This window comes from Piscinibacter sp. (assembly GCF_047600445.1).
Classification (GTDB): domain Bacteria; phylum Pseudomonadota; class Gammaproteobacteria; order Burkholderiales; family Burkholderiaceae_C; genus Piscinibacter.
Genome location: NZ_JASGKT010000001.1, coordinates 479,741 through 499,778, shown reverse-complemented (window position 1 = coordinate 499,778; position 20,038 = coordinate 479,741). Strand labels below are relative to the sequence as shown.

Below are 20,038 nucleotides of genomic sequence, written 5' to 3'. Positions count from 1 at the left end.
TTCGACGCGCGACAGCAGACAGGGGTCGAAGCTGCGCGCGATGACCGGGTTCATGCGCATCGGCGTCGGCCCCGGGCGGTCAGCGCATGCCCTCGATGCGCCGCACCATCTCGTTGGCGAACTCGACGAAAGCGACCGCGCCGCGCGAGGAGGGGTCGAACACCACGCCCGGCAGCCCGTAGCTGGGCGCTTCGGCCAGGCGCACGTTGCGCGGAATCACGGTGTCGAAGACCTTGTCGCCGAAATGCGCCTTGAGCTGCTCGCTGACCTGCTGCTGCAGCGTGATGCGCGGATCGAACATCACGCGCAGCAGGCCGATGATCTGCAGGTCGGGGTTCAGGTTGGCGTGCACCTGCTTGATGGTGTTGACCAGGTCCGACAGCCCTTCGAGCGCGAAGTACTCGCACTGCATCGGCACCACCACGCCGTGCGCGGCGCACAGGCCGTTGAGCGTCAGCAGGCTCAGCGAAGGCGGGCAGTCGATCAGCACGAAGTCGTACTCGGCATCGACGGCGGCCAGCGCGGCTTTCAACCGCTTGTCGCGGCGCTCCAGCTCGACCAGCTCGACCTCGGCGCCGGCCAGCTCGCGGTTGGCGCCCAGCACGTCGAACCCGGCTTTCTCGCTGCGGCGGCGCGCTTCGGCGATGCCGGCGCTTTCGAGCAGCACGTCGTAGACCGACAGCTCCAGCGCGCGCTTGTCGACGCCCGAGCCCATCGTGGCATTGCCCTGAGGATCGAGGTCGACCACCAGCACGCGCTGGCCGATGCGCGCCAGCCCGGCGGCCAGATTGACGGTGGTGGTGGTCTTGCCGACGCCGCCTTTCTGGTTGGCGATGCAGAAGATTCGGGCCATGTGACTCGCGAGGGGGAAATGCGGGCCGGGGCCCAGGAACGGCGCGCCGCGGATACCCTGCGGCGCGACTCAGGAATGTACCAGCCCGGGGCCGGGCGCCTAGGCCTGTTGGCGCATCCAGACGATGCAGCGCTCGGCGTCCAGGCCGGGTACGGTGATCGGTTCCACGTGAAACACGTCGATCCCGGCGGGCAGGGCGTCCAGTTCGACCAGTTCGGCCGTCGGCGTCTTGCCTTTCATCGCCGCCCAGACGCCCGTGGGCGCCAGCAACGGCCGGGTGAGCGTCACGAAGTCGGCCAGCGAGGCAAAAGCGCGCGAGACGATCAGGTCGAAGCCGCCGGCTTTCAGCGACTCGACACGCGCATGCTCGGCGCTCAGGTTGCGCAAGCCCAGTTCGACCGCCGCCTGCCGGATGAACGCGGCCTTCTTGCCCACGGCATCGACGCACGTCACCGACCACGCCGGCTCCAGCGCGGCCAGCACCACGCCGGGCAGGCCGCCGCCGCTGCCGACGTCGAGGATGCGGCACGCCGCACTGCTGCCGAGCTGCCGGCGCAGCGGGCCGACCACCGCAAGGCAATCGGCCAGGTGCTGGGTCAGCATCTCGGCCGGCTCGCGCACCGCGGTCAGGTTGTAGGTGGCGTTCCAGCGTTGCAGCAGCGCGAGGTAGGCGAGCAGCCTGGCCTGCGTGGCCGCGTCGACCGCCAGGCCCAGCGATTCGCAGACGCCGGCCAGCGCCGGGCCGAGCGCCGGGCCGAGCGCCGAGGCCTCAGGCCGCATCGTCGACCGATTCGGTGTTCGCGGCGAAGCCCTTGAAGCGGCCCTTGCGCAGATGCACCAGCAACAGCGAGATCGCCGCCGGCGTCACGCCCGAGATGCGCGAGGCCTGGCCCAGCGTCTGCGGCTTGTGGCGCGCCAGCTTCTGGCGCACCTCGAAGGACAGGGCGGTCACCTGCGCATAGTCCAGCTCGGCGGGCAGCTTCAGGTTCTCGTAGGCCGCGGCGCGCTCGACCTCTTCGTTCTGCTTGTCGATGTAGCCGGCGTATTTGATGGCGATCTGCACCTGCTCGATCACCGCGTCGGCCAGGCGCTCGCCCAGCTCGGCGCGCAGCGTTTCACGTGAAACGCCGGCTTCGGGCTTGGTGATCGCGGCCAGTTCCGCCACTTGATCGAAGGCCACGCCGGGCCGGCGCAGCAGTTCAGCCAGGCTGTATTCGTGCTCCAGCGCCTTGCCGATCAGCCGTTCGGCGTCGGCCGCCGTCACCAGCCCGGGGTGCACCCAGGTCGATTTCAGCTTCTCGCTCTCGCGCGCCAGCGCGTCGCGCTTGCGGCTGAACGCCGCCCAGCGCGCATCGTCCACCAGGCCCAGGCGCCGGCCTTCATCGGTCAGGCGCAGGTCGGCGTTGTCCTCGCGCAGTTGCAGCCGGAACTCGGCGCGGCTGGTGAACATGCGGTAGGGCTCGGTCACGCCCTTGGTGATCAGGTCGTCGACCAGCACGCCGAGGTAGGCCTGGTCGCGCCGCGGCAGCCAGGCCGGCTCGCCGCGCACTTGCAGCGCCGCGTTCAGGCCGGCGAACAGGCCTTGCGCCGCCGCCTCTTCGTAGCCGGTGGTGCCGTTGATCTGGCCGGCGAAGAACAGCCCGCCGATCGCGCGCGTCTCGAAGCTCGCTGTCAGCTCGCGCGGGTCGAAGTAGTCGTACTCGATCGCATACCCGGGGCGCAGGATGTGCGCGTTCTCCAGCCCGTCCATCGAGCGCACCGCGGCGATCTGGACGTCGAAGGGCAGCGAGGTCGAGATGCCGTTCGGATAGAACTCGTGCGTCGTCAGCCCCTCGGGTTCGAGGAAGATCTGGTGGCTCGTCTTGTCGGCGAAGCGGTTGATCTTGTCTTCGATGCTCGGGCAGTAGCGTGGGCCCACGCCTTCGATCACGCCGGTGAACATCGGGCTGCGGTCGAAGCCGGAGCGGATGATTTCGTGCGTGCGCTCGTTGGTGTGGGTGATCCAGCAGGGGAGCTGGCGCGGGTGCATCACCGTGTCGCCGACGAAGCTGAACACCGGCATGGGTGCATCGGAACCCGGCATGCCGTCGCCGGGCTGCTCGGTCAGGCGGGTGAAGTCGATCGAACGGCCGTCCAGGCGCGGCGGCGTGCCGGTCTTGAGCCGGCCCTGCGGCAGCTTCAGTTCCTTGAGCCGGGACGAGAGCGAAATCGCCGGCGGATCGCCGGCGCGGCCGGCCGAGTGGTTCTGCAGGCCGACGTGGATGCGTCCGTCGAGAAAGGTGCCGGCCGTCAGCACCACGGCCCGCGCCACGAAGCGGACGCCCACTTGCGTGACGACGCCGGCAACGCGGTCGCCTTGCAGGACCAGGTCGTCGCAGGCGCCCTGGAACAGCCACAGATTCGGCTGGTTCTCTACCCGGCGGCGGATCGCGGCCTTGTAGAGCAGGCGGTCGGCCTGCGCGCGCGTCGCCCGCACCGCCGGGCCCTTGGAGCCGTTGAGCATGCGGAACTGGATGCCGGCCTCGTCGGTGGCCAGCGCCATCGCGCCGCCCAGCGCATCGACCTCCTTGACCAGATGCCCCTTGCCGATGCCGCCGATCGACGGGTTGCAGCTCATCTGGCCGAGGGTCTCGATGTTGTGCGTCAGCAGCAGCGTGGCCGCGCCCATGCGGGCGGCCGCCAGCGCCGCCTCGGTGCCGGCATGGCCGCCGCCGACGACGATCACGTCGAATTCCTGGGGGAACAGCATCTCAGTGGCGCCCGGCCGTTCCGAAGCCACTGAGCGCCCCCTCGGGGGGCAGCGAACGACGTGAGCTGGGGGGTGTCATCCTGATTGCCTGATTTTTCAGCAGGTCGAGATTGTAGGGAGCGATCGGCTATCGTGCCTTCCGCAATGAACACCCCACCGTCCGCCGCCGAGATCCAGCAGCTCGATGCCCTGTACCCTGCGCTGGCCGCGCTGCCGCCCGCGCTGCACGACACGGTGCTGACGCGGCAGACGGCGTGGCTGAGCGTGCCCGCCGCCGCCACGGTGTTCGAGGAGCAGTCGCCCTGCCAGGGTTTCCCGTTGCTGCTGGCCGGCGAGGTGCGCGTCGCGCGCGGCTCGGCGCAGGGGCGCTCGCTGGAGCTGTACCGCGTCGGCCCCGGCGAGCTGTGCGTGGTCTCGGCCTCCTGCCTGTTCGGCCACCATCTGCTCAGCGCGCACGGCCAGACCACCGCGCCCACGCGGCTGGCCGTGCTGTCGCCGGCAGCGCTGGACGCCTGCTGCGCGCACGAGCCGTTCCGCCGCTTCGTCTTCGGCGTGTTCGCCGACCGGCTCGCCGAGCTGATGGAGCTGGCCGAGGCGGTGGCCTTCCAGCGCCTCGACCGGCGCCTGGCCGCCGCGCTGCTCGGCCACGGCGAGGTGCTGCAAACCAGCCACCAGGCGCTGGCCGACGAGCTGGGCACGGTGCGCGAGATGGTGACGCGGCTGCTGCGCCGCTTCGAGCGCGCCGGCTGGTTGGCGCTGGGCCGCGAGCGCATCGAGCTGAAGGACGCCGCGGCGCTGCGCCGCCTGGCTGCTGGCGAGGCGGGCGAGCTTCCGGCTGTGTGACCGCGGTCACAGACCGGCGCCGCGGCGCGCCGCACACTGCGCCTACCCCGGCCCGTATCCCCTGGAGCGCCGGATCTCAGGAGCAGACACCATGAAAACCAACGCAGGAACCCTGGACCGCGCGCTGCGCATCATCGCCGGCCTCGTGCTGATCGGCCTGGCCGCCACCGGCACGGTGGGAATGTGGGGCTGGATCGGCATCGTGCCGCTGGTCACCGGAGCGCTCGGCTGGTGCCCGGCCTACACGATGCTCGGCATCAACACCTGCCCGATGAAGCGTTAGCGCCCCGGCGGCCGCAGCATCTCGATGTGCGGGATGTTGTCTTCCAGGTATTCCTCGCCGACGCTGGCGAAGCCGAAGCCGCCGTAGAAGCGCGCGAGGTGCGCCTGCGCGGAGATGCGCAGGCCGCCGCCGGGGAACAGCGCCTCGGCCTCGGCCACCGCGCGGCGCACCAGTTCGCGGCCCAGCCCGGTGCCGCGCGCGGCCGCGCTGGTGATCACGCGCCCGATCGAGGCCTCGGCGTACTTCACGCCCGGCGCCACCAGGCGCGCATAGGCCAGCGGCTCGCCGGGTGATGCCGTCGACGCGGCCGGCCACGCGGCAAGGTGCCAGCAACTCGGGTCGACGCCGTCGGCGTCGAGGTACGGGCAGTTCTGTTCGACGACGAAGACCTGCTGGCGCGCGCGGTAGATCGCGTCCAGCTCGGCGACGCTCAGGCGCTCGAAGGCGCTGCAGCGCCAATGGATCTCGGAAGGGTTGGAATCGGCCATGCGGCGATGATGCCAGCGCCGCTTCAGCGCACCGCCGCGCGGCGCAGCACGCCGGCGACGAAGCCCACGCCCAGCAGCGCCAGCGCCGCGCACACCAGCAGCGAGGCCAGCAGCGCCTCGGTGCCGAGCGCCTCGCCCTTGAGCACGCGCGTCATCAACGTGTTCTGCGCCAGCGCCGGCACCCAGAAGTGCCAGCGCTCCTCGGCGCCCGGGTTGAGCAGGCCCACCAGCGGCAGCAGCGAGCAGGCCAGCACCACCAGCGCGGTGCTGGCCTGCGCCTCCTTGACGCTCTTGCAGCGGATCGCCACCGCCATCAGCAGCGCGGCCAACGCCGCCGCGAAGGGCGCGATCACCGCGATGAACCACAGCGCCTCGCGCACGCCGAACTGGAACAGCGCCGCCAGCGAATCGCCGCGCAGCAGCCATTGCGCGGGGATGAAGCTGAAACACGACAGCACCGCGATCAGCAGCGCCACCGCCGACACCGCCGCCCACTTGCCCAGCACCAGCGCCAGCGGCGCGGCAGGGTTCATCAGCAGCGGCTCCAGCGAGCCGCGCTCGCGCTCGCCGGCGGTGGTGTCCAGCGCCGCGTGCAGCGCGCCGTACAGCACCGCCATCAGCACGAAGAAGGGCAGCATGCCGGTGAGCTGCGTGCCGCGCGTCTGCGGGTTGGCGAGGTCGCGCTCGTCGAGCCGCACCGCCTCGGTCAGCTCGGTGGACACGCCGCGCAGCGCCAGCGCCAGCGTGGCGCGCTCGCGGTTGAAGCCCGCCACCAGTTGCTGCACGCGCCACACGCCGGCGCTGGCGCGCTTGTTGGCGCTGTCGCTCACCAGCCGCAGGCGCGGCGCCTCGCCGCGCGCCAGCGCCGCCTCGAAGCCGTCCGGCACCACCAGCACCGGGTCGCCCAGCTCGGCGCGGCGCAACTGCGCCTCGTGCTCGGGCGGCGCCGGCTTGATCGTGAAACCCTGGCGCGCGAGGTAGTTGGTGAGCGTGGGCGCGTGCTCGGCGCCCGAAAGCACCAGCTCGCGCCGCTCGGCGCGCGCCTCGAACGAGGCCACCAGGCCCGACAGCGCCACCAGCACCAGCGGCCCCATCAACACGCTGGACAGCAGCACCACCGCCAGCGTGCGGCGGTCGCGCAGCGCATCGAGCAGCTCTTTCCCGAACACCGTCCACGCGCCGCTCATGCCGGCACCTCGTCGTCCGCGTAAGCCAGGCGCACGAAGGCCTCCTCGAAGTCGCGCGTCGCGCAGCGCGCCAGCAGCTCGGGCACCGTGCCCTGCGCGACGGTGCGGCCGCGCGCGATCACGACCACCTCGTCGCACAGCCGCTCGACCTCCTGCATGATGTGCGTCGAGAAGACGATGCACTTGCCGCCGCCGGCCGGCGAGGCGAGCCATTGCAGCGTCTCGCGCAGCGCGCGCGTGGCGACCACGTCCAGGCCGTTGGTCGGCTCGTCGAGCACGATGTGCGCCGGGTCGTGCACCAGCGCGCGCGCCAGCGCCACCTTCATGCGCTCGCCCTGGCTGAAACCCTCGGTACGGCGGCCCAGCAACTGCGTGCACTCCAGCATCTGCGCCAGCGCCTCGGCGCGCGCGGCCGCCTCGTCGCGCGCCATGCCTTGCAGCGCGGCGAAGTAGAGGATGTTCTCGCGCGCCGTCAGGCGCGGGTAGAGGCCGCGCGCGTCGCTGAGCACGCCCATGCGCGCCAGCGCCTCGCGCGGGCGCTGCGCCACCGCGATGCCGTCGACCTCCAGCGTGCCGGCGTCGGGCGCGATCAGCCCGGCGAGCATGCGCAGCGTCGTGGTCTTGCCCGCGCCGTTGGGGCCGAGCAGCCCGGTGATGCGGCCGTCGGCGGCGACGAAACTCACGTCGCGCACCGCCTGCACCGGCGCGGCGCGCGCGCCCAAGGGCGTGCCGCGCGGCGCCGCGAAACACTTGCTCAGGCCGGCCACGCGGATCATCGCGCCGGCTCCCGGGCGAAGGCCTGCGGCGGCAGGAAGGCCGGCGGGCGCGGCATCGTGGTGGCGCAGGCGGCGTCGAGCGCCAGCGCGTCGGCGTCGCCGGCCGCGTCGATGAAGCGGAACAGCAGGTCGGGCACGCAGCCGCTGCCGAGCAGGCCGTGGCCGGCGTTGGGCACGATCACGTGGCGCGCCTGCGCGCCCAGCGCCTCGGCCACGCGCCGGGCGTGGCGCGGCGGCGTCGCCGGGTCGAGCCCGCCGCTGAGCAGCAGCACCGGCGTGGCCGAGCGGCCGACGGTGTAGAAGGCCTCGGGCACCGCGCCGCGCGGCCAGAAGGCGCAGGCCTGCTCGTACAGCGGCGCGAGGCCGGCGCCGAAGTCGCGCGCCGGCGCCGCGTTCGCGCGCGCCAGGCGCGGCATGTCCTCGGCGCAGATCACCGAGAAGTGCATGCCGGTGGCGATGCCCGGCGCGCCGCGCCGCGACAGCGCGCCGCCCAGCGTCACCAGCGGCTCGAAGCGCGACTGCGCGGCCGCCTCGATCGCCGCCGGCAGCGCGGCGGCCAGCGCCGGCACGTACAGCGGCGCGCGCACCACGGCCAGCACCACGTCGCGCGTCAGCGTGAAGCGCTGCGGCGCGCCGGTCAGCGGGTCGGCCACGGTCGCCTCGCGCGGCAGCGAGGCGAGCAGCGCCTCCCAGTCCTGGCGCAGCGCCGACCAGCGCCGCTCGCAGGCCGGCTCGGCGTGGCAGGCGGCGAACAGCGCATCGAGCGCCGCCTGCGCATCGACGCCGCTGCTGGCCGGCAGCACCATGTCCGGCGGCGCCACGCCGTCGAGCACGCTGCGCCGCAGCGCCTGCGGAAACTGGCGCTGGTACTCCAGCGCGGCGCGCGTGCCGTACGACGCGCCGACCAGGTTGATGCGCCGCGCGCCCAGCGCCTGCCGCACCGCGTCGAGGTCCTGCATCGCCAGCGTGGTCGTGTAGAAGCCCAGGCTGGCCGCCTCCTTCACGTGCGGGCGCTGCAGCAGGCGCTCGCGGCACTCGCGCAGCTTCTGCAACTGCCGGCCCACGTCGGCCGACTCGGCCAGCGGCTGCGCGGCCGGCTCCTCGCAATCGAGCGGCGCCGAGCGGCCGGTGCCGCGCTGGTCGACGAAGACGATGTCGCGGCGGTTGTTCAGGCGCGCGAACACGCCCATCATCGCGCCGGCCAGGTCGATCGCGCTCTGGCCGGGGCCGCCGGCGAGCGGAAACACCGGGTCGGGCAGCTTGCGCCGCGCCAGCGCCGGCACGACGACGTAGTGCACCTCGATGCCGATGCCCTCGGGCCGCGCCGGGTCGAGCGGACGCGCCACCGAGCCGCACAGCACCTCGCGCGCCAGCCCGTCGATGCGGCAGGGCGCGGGCTCGGCGGCCTGCGCCGCGCCGCCGGCGCCCAGCAGCACGGCCAGCGCGGCCGCAAGACGCCGGGCCCTCACGGCTCGCCGAGGAAGCGGTTCAGCTCGCCCGAGGCGAGCAGGCGTTCGAGATCGCTCGCGCCGCCGATCAGCACGCCCTTGGCGAACACCATCGGGAAGGTCGGCCAGCCGCTCCACATCTTCAGCGCGTTGCGGCGCCGCCACTGGCTGAAGTAGCTGCCGAACGCCAGGTACTGGTGCGCCAGGCCGGCGCGGTCGAGCGCGCGGCGCGCCTTGCGGCAATGCGGGTTGCCGGCCATGCCGACGACGAGGATGCGGTTCGAGGCCGCCGCCGCCTGCACGTTGTGCACGATGTCGGCGTGGCGGTTGGCGACGCTGTCGCGGATCGCCGGGTGGATGCGGCTTTCCTCCAGGATGCTGCGGGGCATGGCGCGATGGTCCTCGGGCTGTCCGGCTCGCTGCCGGCAAGGCCCGAGGTTAGCCGACCGCGCCGCTCAGGCCGCCAGCACCCCGCGCTGGTAGTCGGCGAAAGCCTGCCGGAGCTCCTGCGCCGTGTTCATCACGAAGGGGCCGTGCTGCGCGATCGGCTCGTTCAGCGGCGCCCCGGCGACCAGCAGGATCTGCACCGCGCCGCCGCCTTCCGGCGCGGCCAGGCGCACGCCGTCGGCGTCGGGCGCGTTGGCGAGGATGGCCATCGTCTCGCTGCCCACCTCCGTGCCGCCGACCCGCGCCGGCGCGCCGCCGTACACGTAAGCGAAGGCGTTGTGCCCGGCCGGCAGCGGCAGGTCGAAGCCCGCGCCGGGCGGCAGCGTGATGTCCAGCACCAGCGGCTCGGTGGTCGGGCGCGTGACCGCGCCGTCCACGCCGTGCGTGCGGCCGGCGATCACGCGCACCGCCGTGCCGTCGTCCAGCGTGAAGGCCGGCACCTGCGCGCCCGGCACGTCGCGGTAGGCGGGCGGCTGCATCTTGTCGCGGGCCGCGAGGTTGACCCACAACTGGAAGCCGGCCATGCGGCCCTGTTCCTGCTCGGGCATCTCGGAGTGCACGATGCCGCGCCCGGCGGTCATCCACTGCACGCTGCCGGGCTCCAGCAGGCCGCTGTGGCCGGCGCTGTCGCCGTGGCGCATGCGCCCGGCCTTCATGATCGTGACGGTCTCGAAGCCGCGGTGCGGATGGTCGGGAAAACCGCCGATGTAGTCGCTCGCCGCGTCGCTGCCGAAGGCGTCGAGCATCAGGAAGGGGTCGAGGCGGCGTTGCAGCGGCTGCGCCAGCACGCGCGTGAGCCTGACGCCGGCGCCGTCGGAGGTGGCTTGTCCGCGCACCAGCCGCTCGACGCCGCGCGAGCGGGCGATGGTTCGGGCAGGAAGGGTCTTCATGGCGTCAATGTAGGCGCGCGGGCGCGCCGTTTCGAGTCAGGCGATTCGAACGCCGCGCGCAATCCCCTTGCACGCCGGTAGTCCGCGCGGCGATGTAATCTGCGCCATCCCATCAACCCCACGGAGACCCTCTTGAAGCTCTACTACAGCCCCGGCGCCTGCTCGCTCTCGCCCCACATCGCGCTGCGCGAGGCCGGCCTCGCCTTCGAGCCGGTGCTCGCCAGCACCAAGACGCACAAGCTGCAGGACGGCACCGACTACTACACCATCAACGCCAAGGGCTACGTGCCGCTGCTCGAACTCGACAACGGCGAGCGCCTCAGCGAAGGCCCGGCGATCGTGCAGTACATCGCCGACCAGGCGCCGGCCAGGAAGCTCGCGCCGCCGGCCGGCACGATGGCGCGCTACCGCCTGCAGGAGTGGCTGAACTTCATCACCACCGAGCTGCACAAGAGCTTCTCGCCGCTGTTCAATCCGGCGATGCCGGAAGAGGCGCGCGCGCTGTACCGCGCCAAGCTCGCCGAGCGCTTCAAGTGGGTCGACGGCCAGCTCGCCGGCAAGACCTACCTGATGGGCGAGGACTTCAGCGTCGCCGACGGCTACCTGTTCGTCGTCGCCGGCTGGGGCAAGCACGTCGGCGTCGACATCGGCGGCCTGGCCAACCTGGGCGCGTTCATGGCGCGCGTCGCCGCGCGGCCGGCGGTGCAGGAAGCGCTGAAGGCCGAAGGCCTGCTGAAGTGAGCTGACACGCGATGCGCGCGCGCGGCCGGCGCGTGGGGTTCGCGGTGATGGCGCTGGCGGCGCTGGCCGCCGGCGCCGCGCGCGCCGACGCGCCCGCGCCGGGCCGCTACGCCGGCCGCCTGTGCGTCGCGGTCGGCGCGGCCCCGGCCGACTGCGGGCCGGCACGCATCGACGTGCTGGGCGCGCGGCGCCTGAACGTGCGCATCGCCGACCTGGTCTGGCGGCTGCGGCTGAAAAGCAGCCAGGTCGACGTGGTGCTGATGCACGGCACGATGCAGATCGACGGCTTCTTCGCCCCCTTCGAGTGGGACGGCCGGACGCTGAACTTCCTCGACCTCGAAAAGCGCACGCACTACGCGGTCGAGATCGGGCGCTGAGGCACTGCGGCGCCGCGGCCCCGAGGCCCCCGATCAGGCCGCCGCGGCGGGTTTCAGCACCGCGTCGCAGACGCCGCGCGCCTCGCCGCCGGCGGGCAGCCTGGCGCACACCGCGTCCAGGCGCCGCTGCAGGCGTTGCAGCACGGCGGCGTGTTCGCCCATCGGATCCCAGTCGCGCAGCAGCTTGCCGATGCGCTGCATCGAGCGGCCGCTGCGCGCCTCGAAGGCATCGGGCTGCGCCGCCGCCTCGTCGATCAGGCGCGCCGCCAGCGCCTCGATGCGCGCCGCGTCCCGCGGCGCCAGCTCGACCAGCGCGCGCAGGTGGCCGGCGCCCCATTGCAGCCGCGTCGCCGCGCCTTCGCTCTTCTCGAAGGCCTGCGCCGACCAGTCGACCGCCGCGGCCGCGTCGCCGCGCTTCCTCGCGTTGTCGGCCAGGCCGGACATCAGGTAGTAGGGCGAGTGGCTGCGGGCCAGGTTGGCCTTCAGCAGCGCGTCGGAATCGTCGAGCAGCCCGGCTTCTTCGAGCGCCCAGGCGGCGGTGGTGATCACGGCCTGGCGCTCGTAGCCGTCGCTGATCTCGCGGTCGAAGCGCGCGGCCAGCGCGCGCAGCTCGGCCTGCAGGGCCGGCAGCCGCTCCGGCTTCGTCAATTGCACACGCGCCGCCAGCGCGCCGAGGCGGTCGGCGCGCGACAGCGTCGCATCGGCCTGCAGCGTCGCCAGCGCCGCGTCGAAGGCCGCCACCAGCGGCGCGCGCTCGGGCGCGTCGGGCGCCGCCAGCGCGGCCACGATCTCCCGGGCGCTGCCGGCCAGCACGTCGACGTGGCGGCGCGCGCGGCCGGCATCGGCCAGCAGCGCCGTCAGCGTGCGGCGCTGCTCGGCGGCGTCGGCCACCACGCCCTGGCCGCCCTGGGCACCCTCGGCGGCCAGCGCCTTCAGGCGCAGCCGCAGCGCCGCGTCGGCCGAGCTGTCGGGGCAGGCGCGCGCCAGCTCGCGCAGCAGCGCGGCCGGGCCGTCGCGGCCGGCGAGTTGCTGCTGGTCGGTCTCCCACGAGTACCAGGCGAGCAGCCGCCAGTCGGCGTCGCTCAGGTCCTTGCCGCCGGCGCGGGCAGCGGCCAGCAGCTCGCCGGCCGGGCGCTGCGCCGCCAGCGCGAGCGCCAGCAGCTCGTTGTACTGCTGCGCATCGACCTCGCCGGGCAGGCGCGTCAGCTCGCGGCCGTCGCGGGCGAACACCACCGTGGTCGGGTAGCCGCGCACCGCGAAGCGCGCGCCGAGCTTCTGCGCGCCCGGCGCGTCGCCGTCGACGTAGACCGGCACGAAGGCGCGCGAGCGCTCGATGAAGTCCTGCCGGTTGAACAGCGTCGCCTTCAACTGGTTGCACGGCGGACACCACTGCGCGCCCCAGTAGACGAACACCGGCTTGCCCTCGGCCCGGGCGCGCGCGAAGGCGGCGTCCACCTCGGCGTCGCCGGCGGCCCGCACCCAGGCGATGCCGGCCGGCGGCGGCGCCTCGTCCTTCTTCGAGCAGGCGGCTGCGGCCAGCGCGGCGGCGAGGACGAGAAGCGGGGCGAATCGCGGCGTCGGCATGGTCGGGACAGTGTGCCGCATCGGCGCCGTTCGCGCCCGCGCCCTCACTCCAGCGGCGGCACCGAGTCGCGCAGCTCGTCGCGCGCGCCGTGCGAGGCGAACTGCGCCAGCGCCACGCCGCCGAGCGTGATCGCCGCGCCGGCCAGCTTGGTGGCGGTGTAGCGCTCGCCGGTGGCGAGCCAGGCCACCAGCGCGGCCACCGGCGGCATCAGGTACATCAGCGGCGCGGTGCGCGCCACGCCGCGCACGGCGTTGATCCAGCCCCACGCGATCCAGCCGAAGAAGGCCGCCACCAGCACCGCGTAGAGCGTGCCGAGCCAGACCAGCGGCGGCACCGCGCCCCAGTCGACGCGCAGGCCCTGTGCGGCGCTGAGCGCGATCACCGGCAGGCTGCCGAGCAGCGTGCCGTAGGCCATCACCACCACGCCGCCGTGGCGCTCGATCAGCGGCTTGCACCACACGGTGTACAGCGAGAAGAAGGCCGCCGCGACCAGCAGCACCAGGTCGCCGCCGCTGGCCTGCCACTGCGCGCCGACCAGCTTGTCGGACAGGAACACCAGCACGCCGCACACCGCCAGCGCCACGCCGGCGACCTGGCCGCGCGTGAGCTGCTCGCTGCCGTGCCAGCGCAGGATCAGCAGCGTGAACACCGGCCCGATGGCCAGGATCAGCGAGCTGGAGAACGCCGTCGACCAGTGGATGCCGTAGGTCACCAGCCCGACGTGCAGCAGGTGCCCGGTGAGCCCGAGCCTGAAGAGCTGCCAGAACTCGCGCCGCGACAGGCGCGGCCAGCGCGTGCCGAAATGCGCCAGCAGCAGCAGCGCCGCGGCCACCGGCATGATCAGGTAGCGCACGAACAGGAAGCCGCCCGGCGTCAGCGCGGTGAACACCGCCTTCTGCACGCTGAAGTTGCTGCCCCAGCACAGCACCAGCACGAGCGCGGCCCACAGCGCGACACGTTCCCGCTTCGCGGCGGCCGTCGTCATGCGCTGCTCCCGCCCAGCCAGGCCTGCGCCTCGTCGTCGAGCGCCGGCTCGGCCGTCGCGCGCGCCAGCGCCATCCAGGTGGCCAGCGGCAGGCGCATCGCGCGGCGCGGCGCCGGCCGCGCCACCTCGAGCGCGCCGGCCGGGCCGGCGAACATCACTCCGAATTCCATCGGCACCTCGTCGGCATCGGCGATGCCTTGTTTGAGCACGTACCAGCATTGGCTGGACAGCATGCGATAGGCCTCGCGCTTGCAGGGCTGGCGCAGGTCGGACAGCAGGTCGGCGCGCGTCACCTTGACCTCGTGCGCGGCCGGCTCCAGCCAGTCTTCCACCGTGGTGTGGCGGATCGAGAAGACGTCGGGCATCGCCATCACCCAGCGGCCCGCCCCGCCGTCCCCGGCGCCCTCGACGTGCGCGCGCAGCGACAGCCCGCGCCAGGCGATGCGGCCGGCGCGTGTCATCTCGCGCGCCACGCGCCCGACCAGCGCCTCGTGCGCGCCGCGCCGCGCGCGGTTGCGCGCCAGCGTGGCGGCCAGCGCGGCGACGCCGCCGTCGGTGACACGCAGCGTCTCGTGGCCGCTGCCGTGGCGCACGCGCTCCAGCAGCCCGGCGGCGAGCAGCTCGGCTTCGATCAGGTCCTGGCAGGGCCAGCCGGCCGAGCGCCACACCTCGCGCAGGCGCCGCTGGTGCGCCGCCGAGGCGGCCAGCGGCGGTGAGGACGGGGTCGGTTCGGGCGGCGTCGGCACGGCCCGCAGCGTAGCGCGAAGCCGGCCGGCCCGCTTGCCACACATACCCTACAGGGCATATACTCCATACTGTATATGAACCGTGCCGCCATGAAACTCCTGCTCGCCGCCTCGCTGCTCGCCGCCGGCGCCCACGCCGCCGAGCCGGTCGGCGTGCCGACCATCGCGGTCGCCGCCGGCGGCGGCGGCGCCACGGCCGAGTTCGACGGCGTGCTGCAGCCGGTGCGCCAGGCGACGCTGACCGCGCAGACCGGCGGCAACGTGCTGGCGCTGCGCGTGCGCGCCGGCGAGCGCGTGCGGCGCGGCCAGCCGCTGCTGCGCACCGACGACCGCGACAGCCGCGCCGGCGTGGCGCAGAGCGACGCCGCGGTGACGCAGGCCGAAGCCGAGGCGCGCCTGGCCGAGGTGGCGCTGACGCGCAGCCGCGACCTGAACAGGAGCGGCTTCATCAGCCAGGCCGCGGTGGACAGCGCCGAGACGCAGGCCCAGGCGGCGCGCGCCGGGTTGGACCGGGCGCGCGCCGCGCGCGCCCAGGCCGCGCTGGCGCAAGGCCATGCCGAGGTGCTCGCGCCCTACGACGCGGTGGTCAGCGCCACGCACGTCGAAGTCGGCGACCTCGCGCTGCCCGGCCGGGCGCTGCTGACGCTGTACGAACCCGGCCGCCTGCGCGCCGTGGTGCAGGTGCCGGCCTCGCGCGCCGCGGCGCTGGCGGCGGCCGGCGAGGTTCGCGTGTTGCTGCCCGACGGTCGCGCGCTCGAACCCGGCGCGCGCGAGCTGCTGCCCGCCGCCGACCCGGTGTCGCAGACGATCGAATGGCGCCTCGAGCTGCCGGCCGAGGCGAACGGCGCGCGCCCCGGCCAGTCGCTGCGCGTGCGCGCCGCCGGACTGCGCGCCGAGGGCGCGGCCGGGCGCCCCAGCCTGCCGGCCGGCGCCGTGCTGCGGCGCGGCGAGCTGACCGCCGTCTACGTCGCCACGCCGCAGGGCTTCGCGCTGCGCGCGGTGCGTGTCGCCGCGGCGGCCGGCGGGCGCGTCGAGGTGCTGGCCGGCCTGAACCCGGGCGAGCGCGTCGCCGCCGACCCGCTGCGCGCCGGGCTGCACGGCGCGCGCGCCGCGCCATGAGCGCCCCCACCCTCGGCGTCTCCGGCCGCCTCGCCCGGACCTTCCAGCGCCACGCGCTGACGCCGCTGCTGGCGCTGGTCGCGCTGCTGCTCGGCGCCTTCGCGGTGCTGGTCACGCCGCGCGAGGAAGAGCCGCAGATCAACGTGACGATGGCCAACGTGCTGATCGCCTTCCCGGGCGCATCGAGCGCCGACGTGCACGCGCTCGTCGCGCGCCCGGCCGAACAGGTGCTCGGCCAGATCGCCGGCATAGACCACACCTTCTCGGTGTCGCGCCCCGGCATGGCGGTGCTGACGGTGCAGTTCCAGGTCGGCGTGCCGCGCACCGAGGCGCTGGTGCGGCTGTACGACGTGCTCGACGCCAACCAGGACTGGCTGCCCGCCAACCTCGGCGTGCTGCCGCCGGTGGTCAAGCCCAAGGGCATCGACGACGTGCCGGTGCTGGCCGTCACGCTGTGGACGCGCGAGGGCGCCAGCGCCGCCGAACTGGAGCGCGTGGCGCACACGATGGAGGCCGAGCTCAAGCGCGTGGCCGGCGTGCGCGAGGTGACGACGATCGGCGGCCCGGGGCGCGCGGTGAACGTCTGGCTCGACCCCGGCCGGCTGCGCGAGCGCGGCATCGACATCGCGCGGCTGCAAACCACGCTGGCGGCCGCCAACCAGGCCATGCCCTCGGGCGCGGTGCTCGACGACGGCGCCGCGCAGCCGCGCCTGCTCGGCGTCGAGACCGGCGAGTTCCTGCGCTCGGCGGCCGAGGTCGGCGAGCTGATCGTCGGCGTGTCCGGCGGCAAGCCGGTGCGGCTGTCGGAAGTCGCGCGCATCGAGGACGGCGCCCGGCAGCCGCGGCGCTACGTCTGGTTCACGCCGGGCGCGGCGGCATCGGACGCCGCCGGCGCGGCGCAGCCGGCGGTGACGATCACGATCACCAAGAAGCCGGGCAGCAACGCCGTCGACGTGGCGCGCGCCGCGCGCGAGCGCCTGGCCGAGCTGCGCAACACGGTGCTGCCGCAGGGCGTGGAGGCGAGCATCACGCGCGACTACGGCGAGACGGCCGCCGAGAAGGCCAACAAGCTGATCCAGAAGCTGGCCTTCGCCACCGGCTCGGTGATCCTGCTGGTGGGCCTGGCGCTGGGCCGGCGCGAGGCGGTGATCGTGGGCGCGGCGGTCGTGCTCACGCTCGCCGCCACGCTGTTCGCGTCCTGGGCCTGGGGCTTCACGCTGAACCGCGTCTCGCTGTTCGCGCTGATCTTCTCGATCGGCATCCTGGTCGACGACGCCATCGTGGTGGTCGAGAACATCCACCGCCACCAGGCGCTGGCGCCCGGCAGGCCGCTGTCCGACATCATCCCGGCGGCGGTCGACGAGGTCGGCGGGCCGACCATCCTCGCCACGCTGACGGTGATCGCCGCGCTGCTGCCGATGGCCTTCGTCAGCGGGCTGATGGGGCCGTACATGAGCCCGATCCCGATCAACTCCAGCCTGGGCATGGCGCTGTCGCTGGCGATCGCCTTCACGGTCACGCCCTGGCTGGCGCTGCACCTGATGAAGCCCCACGGCGGCGGCGACCACGCCGTGGCGACGAACGCGCCGACACGCTTGCAGCGCCTGTTCGAGCGCGTGCTGCGCCCGCTGCTGGCCAGCGCGCGCAAGCGCTGGCTGCTGCTGGCGGGCATCGTCGCCGCGCTGCTGCTGTCGGCCGGGCTGGCGGTGGTGCAGTGGGTGGTGCTGAAGATGCTGCCCTTCGACAACAAGAGCGAGTTCCAGGTGGTGCTGGAGATGCCCGCCGGCACGCCGCTGGAGCAGACCGCCGCGACGCTGCAGCGGCTGGGCGCGCAGCTCGCGCAGCAGCCCGAGGTGCGCGACCTGCAGGGTTACGCCGGCACCGCCAGCCCGATCACCTTCAACGGCCTGGTGCGCCAGTACTACCTGCGCGCCGACGCCGAGCAGGGCGAGTTGCAGGTCAACCTGGTCGACAAGTCGCGGCGCCACGAGCAGAGCCATGCCATCGCGCAGCGCCTGCGCCCGGCGCTGGACGCCATCGCCGCCGAGCACGGCGCGCGGCTGAAGGTGGTGGAGGTGCCGCCCGGCCCGCCGGTGCTGGCGCCGCTGGTGGCCGAGGTCTACGGGCCCGACGAGGCGATGCGCACGCACGCCGCCGAGCAGTTGCTGAAGGCGTTCGGCGAGACCGCGCACATCGTCGGCATCGACAGCACGCTGGCCGCCGACGCGCCGCGCGCCTGGCTGCGCATCGAGCGCCAGCGCGCCGAGACGCTGGGCATCCCGGTCGCCGTGATCGCGCAGACGGTGCACGCCGCGCTGTCGGGCGCCGACGCGAGCTACCTGCACGACGGCCACAGCAAGTACCCGGTGCCGGTGCGGCTGCAACTGCCCGCCGAACAGCAGTTCGGGCTGGACGCGCTGCTGGCGCTGCCGCTGCGCGCGGCGGGCGGACCACTGGTGCCGCTGTCCGAACTCGTGCGCGTCGAGCGCGGCGTGATCGACAAGCCGCTGCACACCAAGGACTTGCAGCCGGTGGTCTACGTGCTCGGCGACGTCGGCGAGCGCGCGGTGGCCGGCGACGAGCGCCGCCTGGTCGACTCGCCGCTGTACGGCCTGTTCGCGGTGCGCGCCCGGCTCGGCGACGCCGGGCCCGGCGAGTACTGGATCCGCCAGCCGGGCGACCCGTACCGCGAGGTCGCGCTGAAGTGGGACGGCGAGTGGCAGATCACCTACGAGACCTTCCGCGACATGGGCGCGGCCTACGCGGTCGGCCTGGTGCTGATCTACCTGCTGGTGGTGGCGCAGTTCCGCAGCTACCTGACGCCGCTGGTGATCATGGCGCCGATCCCGCTGACCCTCATCGGCGTGATGCCCGGCCACGCGCTGCTCGGCGCGCAGTTCACCGCCACCTCGATGATCGGCATGATCGCGCTGGCCGGCATCATCGTGCGCAACTCCATCCTGCTGGTCGACTTCATCGAGCTGCAGCTCGCGCGGGGCCGGCCCTTCGAGGACGCGGTGGTCGCCGCGGCCGCGGTGCGCGCGCAGCCGATCGCGCTGACCGGCCTGGCCGCGATGACCGGCGCCTTCTTCATCCTCGACGACCCGATCTTCAACGGCCTGGCGGTTTCGCTGATCTTCGGCATCTTCGTCTCGACGCTGTTGACGCTGGTCGTCATCCCGGTTCTTTATTTCGCGCTGTACCGGCGGCGCATCCAACCCAGGAGTTCCACATGACCGTCGAACGCGCCGTGCGCATCATGGCCGGCTTCTTCGTGCTGCTCTCGCTCGCGCTGGGCGTCGAAGGCAGCCCGATCTTCGTCAGCCGCTGGTTCCTCGCCTTCACCGCCTTCGTCGGCGCGAACCTGTTCCAGTCGGGCATCACCGGCTTCTGCCCGCCGAGCTTCCTGCTGCGCAGGCTCGGCCTGAAGGACGGGGGCTCGGCCTGCTCGCGCTGAAAAATGAACGACAAACCGCTCGCGCACCTGTTCCCCGGCTGGTTCGCCATCGTGATGGGCTGGTCGGGCCTGGGGCTGGCCTGGCACCGCGCCGCGCCGCTGATGGGCGAGGCCGCGCAGGGCATCGCGCTGGTGGCCGCCGCCGTCGCGGCGCTGCTGTTCGTGCTGCTGGCCGCGGCGATGCTGCTGCGCCGCCGGCGCCACGCGCAGGCGCTGCGCGACGACCTCGCGCATCCGGTGCGCCACACCTTCTTCGCCGCCATCCCGATCTCCGGGCTGCTGCTGGCCACGCTCGCCGTGGCGCTGTTCGGGCCCGAGGTTCCGGGCGCACGCACGCTGTGGTGGATCGCCTCGCTGGCGCAGTTCGGCATCACGCTGTGGGTGCTGGCCAAATGGACCGCCGGCCCGGCCGGTGGCCCCGGCCACAAGCCGAACTGGAGCGCGGTGACGCCGGTGCTGATCATTCCCATCGTCGGCAACGTGCTCGCGCCGCTGGCCGGCGTGCCGCTCGGTCACGCGGCCTGGGCCTCGGCGCAGTTCGGCCTGGGGCTGCTGTTCTGGCCGGTGGTGCTGGTGCTGAACTTCGTGCGCACCGCGCAGGCCGGCATGCCGCCCGAGCGGCTGCTGCCCTCGCTGTTCATCTTCATCGCGCCGCCGGCGGTGGTGGGCATCGCGGCGCTGCAGTACGGCGCGCCCGCGCCGCTGCCGTGGATGCTGTGGGGCATGGCGCTGTTCCACGCGCTGTGGGCCGGCACGCAGCTGCGCCGCATCGCCGCGCTGCCCTTCGGCATACCGCACTGGGGCATGAGCTTCCCGCTCGCCGCGCTGGTGGTGCTGTCGCTGCGCCTGGCCGCCACGCCCGACGGCGCCTGGCTGCGCGTGCCGGCGCTGGCGCTGCTGGCGCTCGCTTCGCTGGTGATCCTCGCGCTGAGCGCCGCCACGCTGCGCGGCCTGCGCGCCGGCACGCTGCTGGTGGCCGAGGGGCCGGCGGTGGTGCCCATCCACGCGCAGCCGGGCGCGGCGTGAACCACGGCGGCGTCGCACGGTATCGCACACAATGGCTG

20 protein-coding genes are annotated in these 20,038 nt (G+C 73.6%); 8 read left to right on the top strand and 12 right to left on the bottom strand.

Annotated elements, in window-relative coordinates:
- Nucleotides 1-79: 79 nt before the first annotated feature.
- From QM792_RS02325 to mnmG, 3 genes are all read right to left on the bottom strand, one after another.
- Nucleotides 80-853 (bottom strand): ParA family protein, encoded by a 774-nt coding sequence (locus QM792_RS02325; RefSeq protein ID WP_415147565.1) that lies wholly within the window; start codon nt 851-853, stop codon nt 80-82.
- Nucleotides 854-952: 99 nt separating this feature from the next.
- Nucleotides 953-1,633 (bottom strand): 16S rRNA (guanine(527)-N(7))-methyltransferase RsmG, encoded by a 681-nt coding sequence (gene rsmG / locus QM792_RS02320; RefSeq protein WP_415147564.1) that lies wholly within the window; start codon nt 1,631-1,633, stop codon nt 953-955.
- Nucleotides 1,623-3,602 carry a tRNA uridine-5-carboxymethylaminomethyl(34) synthesis enzyme MnmG gene (gene mnmG, locus QM792_RS02315; protein ID WP_415147563.1) on the bottom strand — a complete coding sequence of 660 codons (1,980 nt, stop codon included), beginning with the start codon at nt 3,600-3,602 and terminating at the stop codon, nt 1,623-1,625. The genes rsmG and mnmG overlap by 11 nt, the downstream gene beginning before the upstream one ends.
- 144 nt (nt 3,603-3,746) lie before the next feature.
- On the opposite strand from mnmG, the gene QM792_RS02310 reads away from it, so the two are divergent.
- On the top strand, nt 3,747-4,445 hold the full coding sequence (locus QM792_RS02310; protein WP_415147562.1) for a Crp/Fnr family transcriptional regulator: 699 nt from the start codon (nt 3,747-3,749) through the stop codon (nt 4,443-4,445).
- Nucleotides 4,446-4,536: 91 nt separating this feature from the next.
- The gene (locus tag QM792_RS02305) at nt 4,537-4,728 is read left to right on the top strand and encodes a DUF2892 domain-containing protein (RefSeq protein ID WP_415147561.1); all 192 of its coding nucleotides are present in this window, start codon (nt 4,537-4,539) and stop codon (nt 4,726-4,728) included.
- On the opposite strand, the gene QM792_RS02300 is transcribed toward QM792_RS02305, so the two are convergent.
- The 6 genes from QM792_RS02300 to QM792_RS02275 form a co-directional block, all read right to left on the bottom strand.
- Nucleotides 4,725-5,216 (bottom strand): GNAT family N-acetyltransferase, encoded by a 492-nt coding sequence (locus tag QM792_RS02300; protein WP_415147560.1) that lies wholly within the window; start codon nt 5,214-5,216, stop codon nt 4,725-4,727. The two genes, QM792_RS02305 and QM792_RS02300, sit on opposite strands and share 4 nt — an antisense overlap.
- 23 nt (nt 5,217-5,239) lie before the next feature.
- Complete coding sequence (locus QM792_RS02295; protein ID WP_415147559.1) at nt 5,240-6,403, bottom strand: ABC transporter permease; 1,164 nt, start codon at nt 6,401-6,403, stop codon at nt 5,240-5,242.
- On the bottom strand, nt 6,400-7,179 hold the full coding sequence (locus tag QM792_RS02290; RefSeq protein WP_415147558.1) for an ATP-binding cassette domain-containing protein: 780 nt from the start codon (nt 7,177-7,179) through the stop codon (nt 6,400-6,402). The genes QM792_RS02295 and QM792_RS02290 overlap by 4 nt, the downstream gene beginning before the upstream one ends.
- A complete protein-coding gene (locus QM792_RS02285) occupies nt 7,176-8,648 on the bottom strand; it encodes an alpha/beta hydrolase (protein WP_415147557.1) in 1,473 nt (490 codons plus the stop codon). Before QM792_RS02285 ends, QM792_RS02290 begins: the two co-directional genes overlap by 4 nt.
- Nucleotides 8,645-9,016 (bottom strand): glutaredoxin, encoded by a 372-nt coding sequence (locus QM792_RS02280; protein WP_415147556.1) that lies wholly within the window; start codon nt 9,014-9,016, stop codon nt 8,645-8,647. Before QM792_RS02280 ends, QM792_RS02285 begins: the two co-directional genes overlap by 4 nt.
- Before the next feature lie 66 nt (nt 9,017-9,082).
- Nucleotides 9,083-9,964: a pirin family protein gene (locus QM792_RS02275; RefSeq protein WP_415147555.1), complete on the bottom strand. Its 882-nt coding sequence runs from the start codon at nt 9,962-9,964 to the stop codon at nt 9,083-9,085.
- A gap of 132 nt (nt 9,965-10,096) precedes the next feature.
- On the opposite strand from QM792_RS02275, the gene gstA reads away from it, so the two are divergent.
- Both gstA and QM792_RS02265 read left to right on the top strand, forming a co-directional pair.
- The gene (gene gstA / locus QM792_RS02270; RefSeq protein ID WP_415147554.1) at nt 10,097-10,705 is read left to right on the top strand and encodes a glutathione transferase GstA; all 609 of its coding nucleotides are present in this window, start codon (nt 10,097-10,099) and stop codon (nt 10,703-10,705) included.
- An 11-nt stretch (nt 10,706-10,716) separates the two neighbouring features.
- Nucleotides 10,717-11,082, top strand: coding sequence for a hypothetical protein (locus QM792_RS02265; RefSeq protein ID WP_415147553.1), 366 nt, complete (start codon nt 10,717-10,719; stop codon nt 11,080-11,082).
- Nucleotides 11,083-11,115: 33 nt separating this feature from the next.
- On the opposite strand, the gene QM792_RS02260 is transcribed toward QM792_RS02265, so the two are convergent.
- Genes QM792_RS02260 through QM792_RS02250 form a run of 3 tightly spaced genes read right to left on the bottom strand, consistent with a single transcriptional unit; the run spans nt 11,116 to nt 14,398 of the window.
- Nucleotides 11,116-12,666, bottom strand: a complete 1,551-nt coding sequence (locus QM792_RS02260; RefSeq protein WP_415147552.1) for a thioredoxin fold domain-containing protein — start codon at nt 12,664-12,666, stop codon at nt 11,116-11,118.
- A gap of 44 nt (nt 12,667-12,710) precedes the next feature.
- Nucleotides 12,711-13,652: a DMT family transporter gene (locus tag QM792_RS02255; RefSeq protein WP_415147551.1), complete on the bottom strand. Its 942-nt coding sequence runs from the start codon at nt 13,650-13,652 to the stop codon at nt 12,711-12,713.
- Complete coding sequence (locus tag QM792_RS02250) at nt 13,649-14,398, bottom strand: hypothetical protein (protein ID WP_415147550.1); 750 nt, start codon at nt 14,396-14,398, stop codon at nt 13,649-13,651. The genes QM792_RS02255 and QM792_RS02250 overlap by 4 nt, the downstream gene beginning before the upstream one ends.
- 90 nt (nt 14,399-14,488) lie before the next feature.
- On the opposite strand from QM792_RS02250, the gene QM792_RS02245 reads away from it, so the two are divergent.
- Genes QM792_RS02245 through QM792_RS02230 form a run of 4 tightly spaced genes read left to right on the top strand, consistent with a single transcriptional unit; the run spans nt 14,489 to nt 20,000 of the window.
- On the top strand, nt 14,489-15,517 hold the full coding sequence (locus tag QM792_RS02245) for an efflux RND transporter periplasmic adaptor subunit (RefSeq protein WP_415147549.1): 1,029 nt from the start codon (nt 14,489-14,491) through the stop codon (nt 15,515-15,517).
- Nucleotides 15,514-18,753, top strand: a complete 3,240-nt coding sequence (locus QM792_RS02240; RefSeq protein WP_415147548.1) for an efflux RND transporter permease subunit — start codon at nt 15,514-15,516, stop codon at nt 18,751-18,753. Before QM792_RS02245 ends, QM792_RS02240 begins: the two co-directional genes overlap by 4 nt.
- The gene (locus tag QM792_RS02235) at nt 18,750-18,974 is read left to right on the top strand and encodes a DUF2892 domain-containing protein (protein WP_415147547.1); all 225 of its coding nucleotides are present in this window, start codon (nt 18,750-18,752) and stop codon (nt 18,972-18,974) included. Before QM792_RS02240 ends, QM792_RS02235 begins: the two co-directional genes overlap by 4 nt.
- A 3-nt stretch (nt 18,975-18,977) precedes the next feature.
- Nucleotides 18,978-20,000 carry a C4-dicarboxylate ABC transporter gene (locus QM792_RS02230; protein ID WP_415147546.1) on the top strand — a complete coding sequence of 341 codons (1,023 nt, stop codon included), beginning with the start codon at nt 18,978-18,980 and terminating at the stop codon, nt 19,998-20,000.
- The last annotated feature ends 38 nt before the right edge of the window (nt 20,001-20,038 follow it).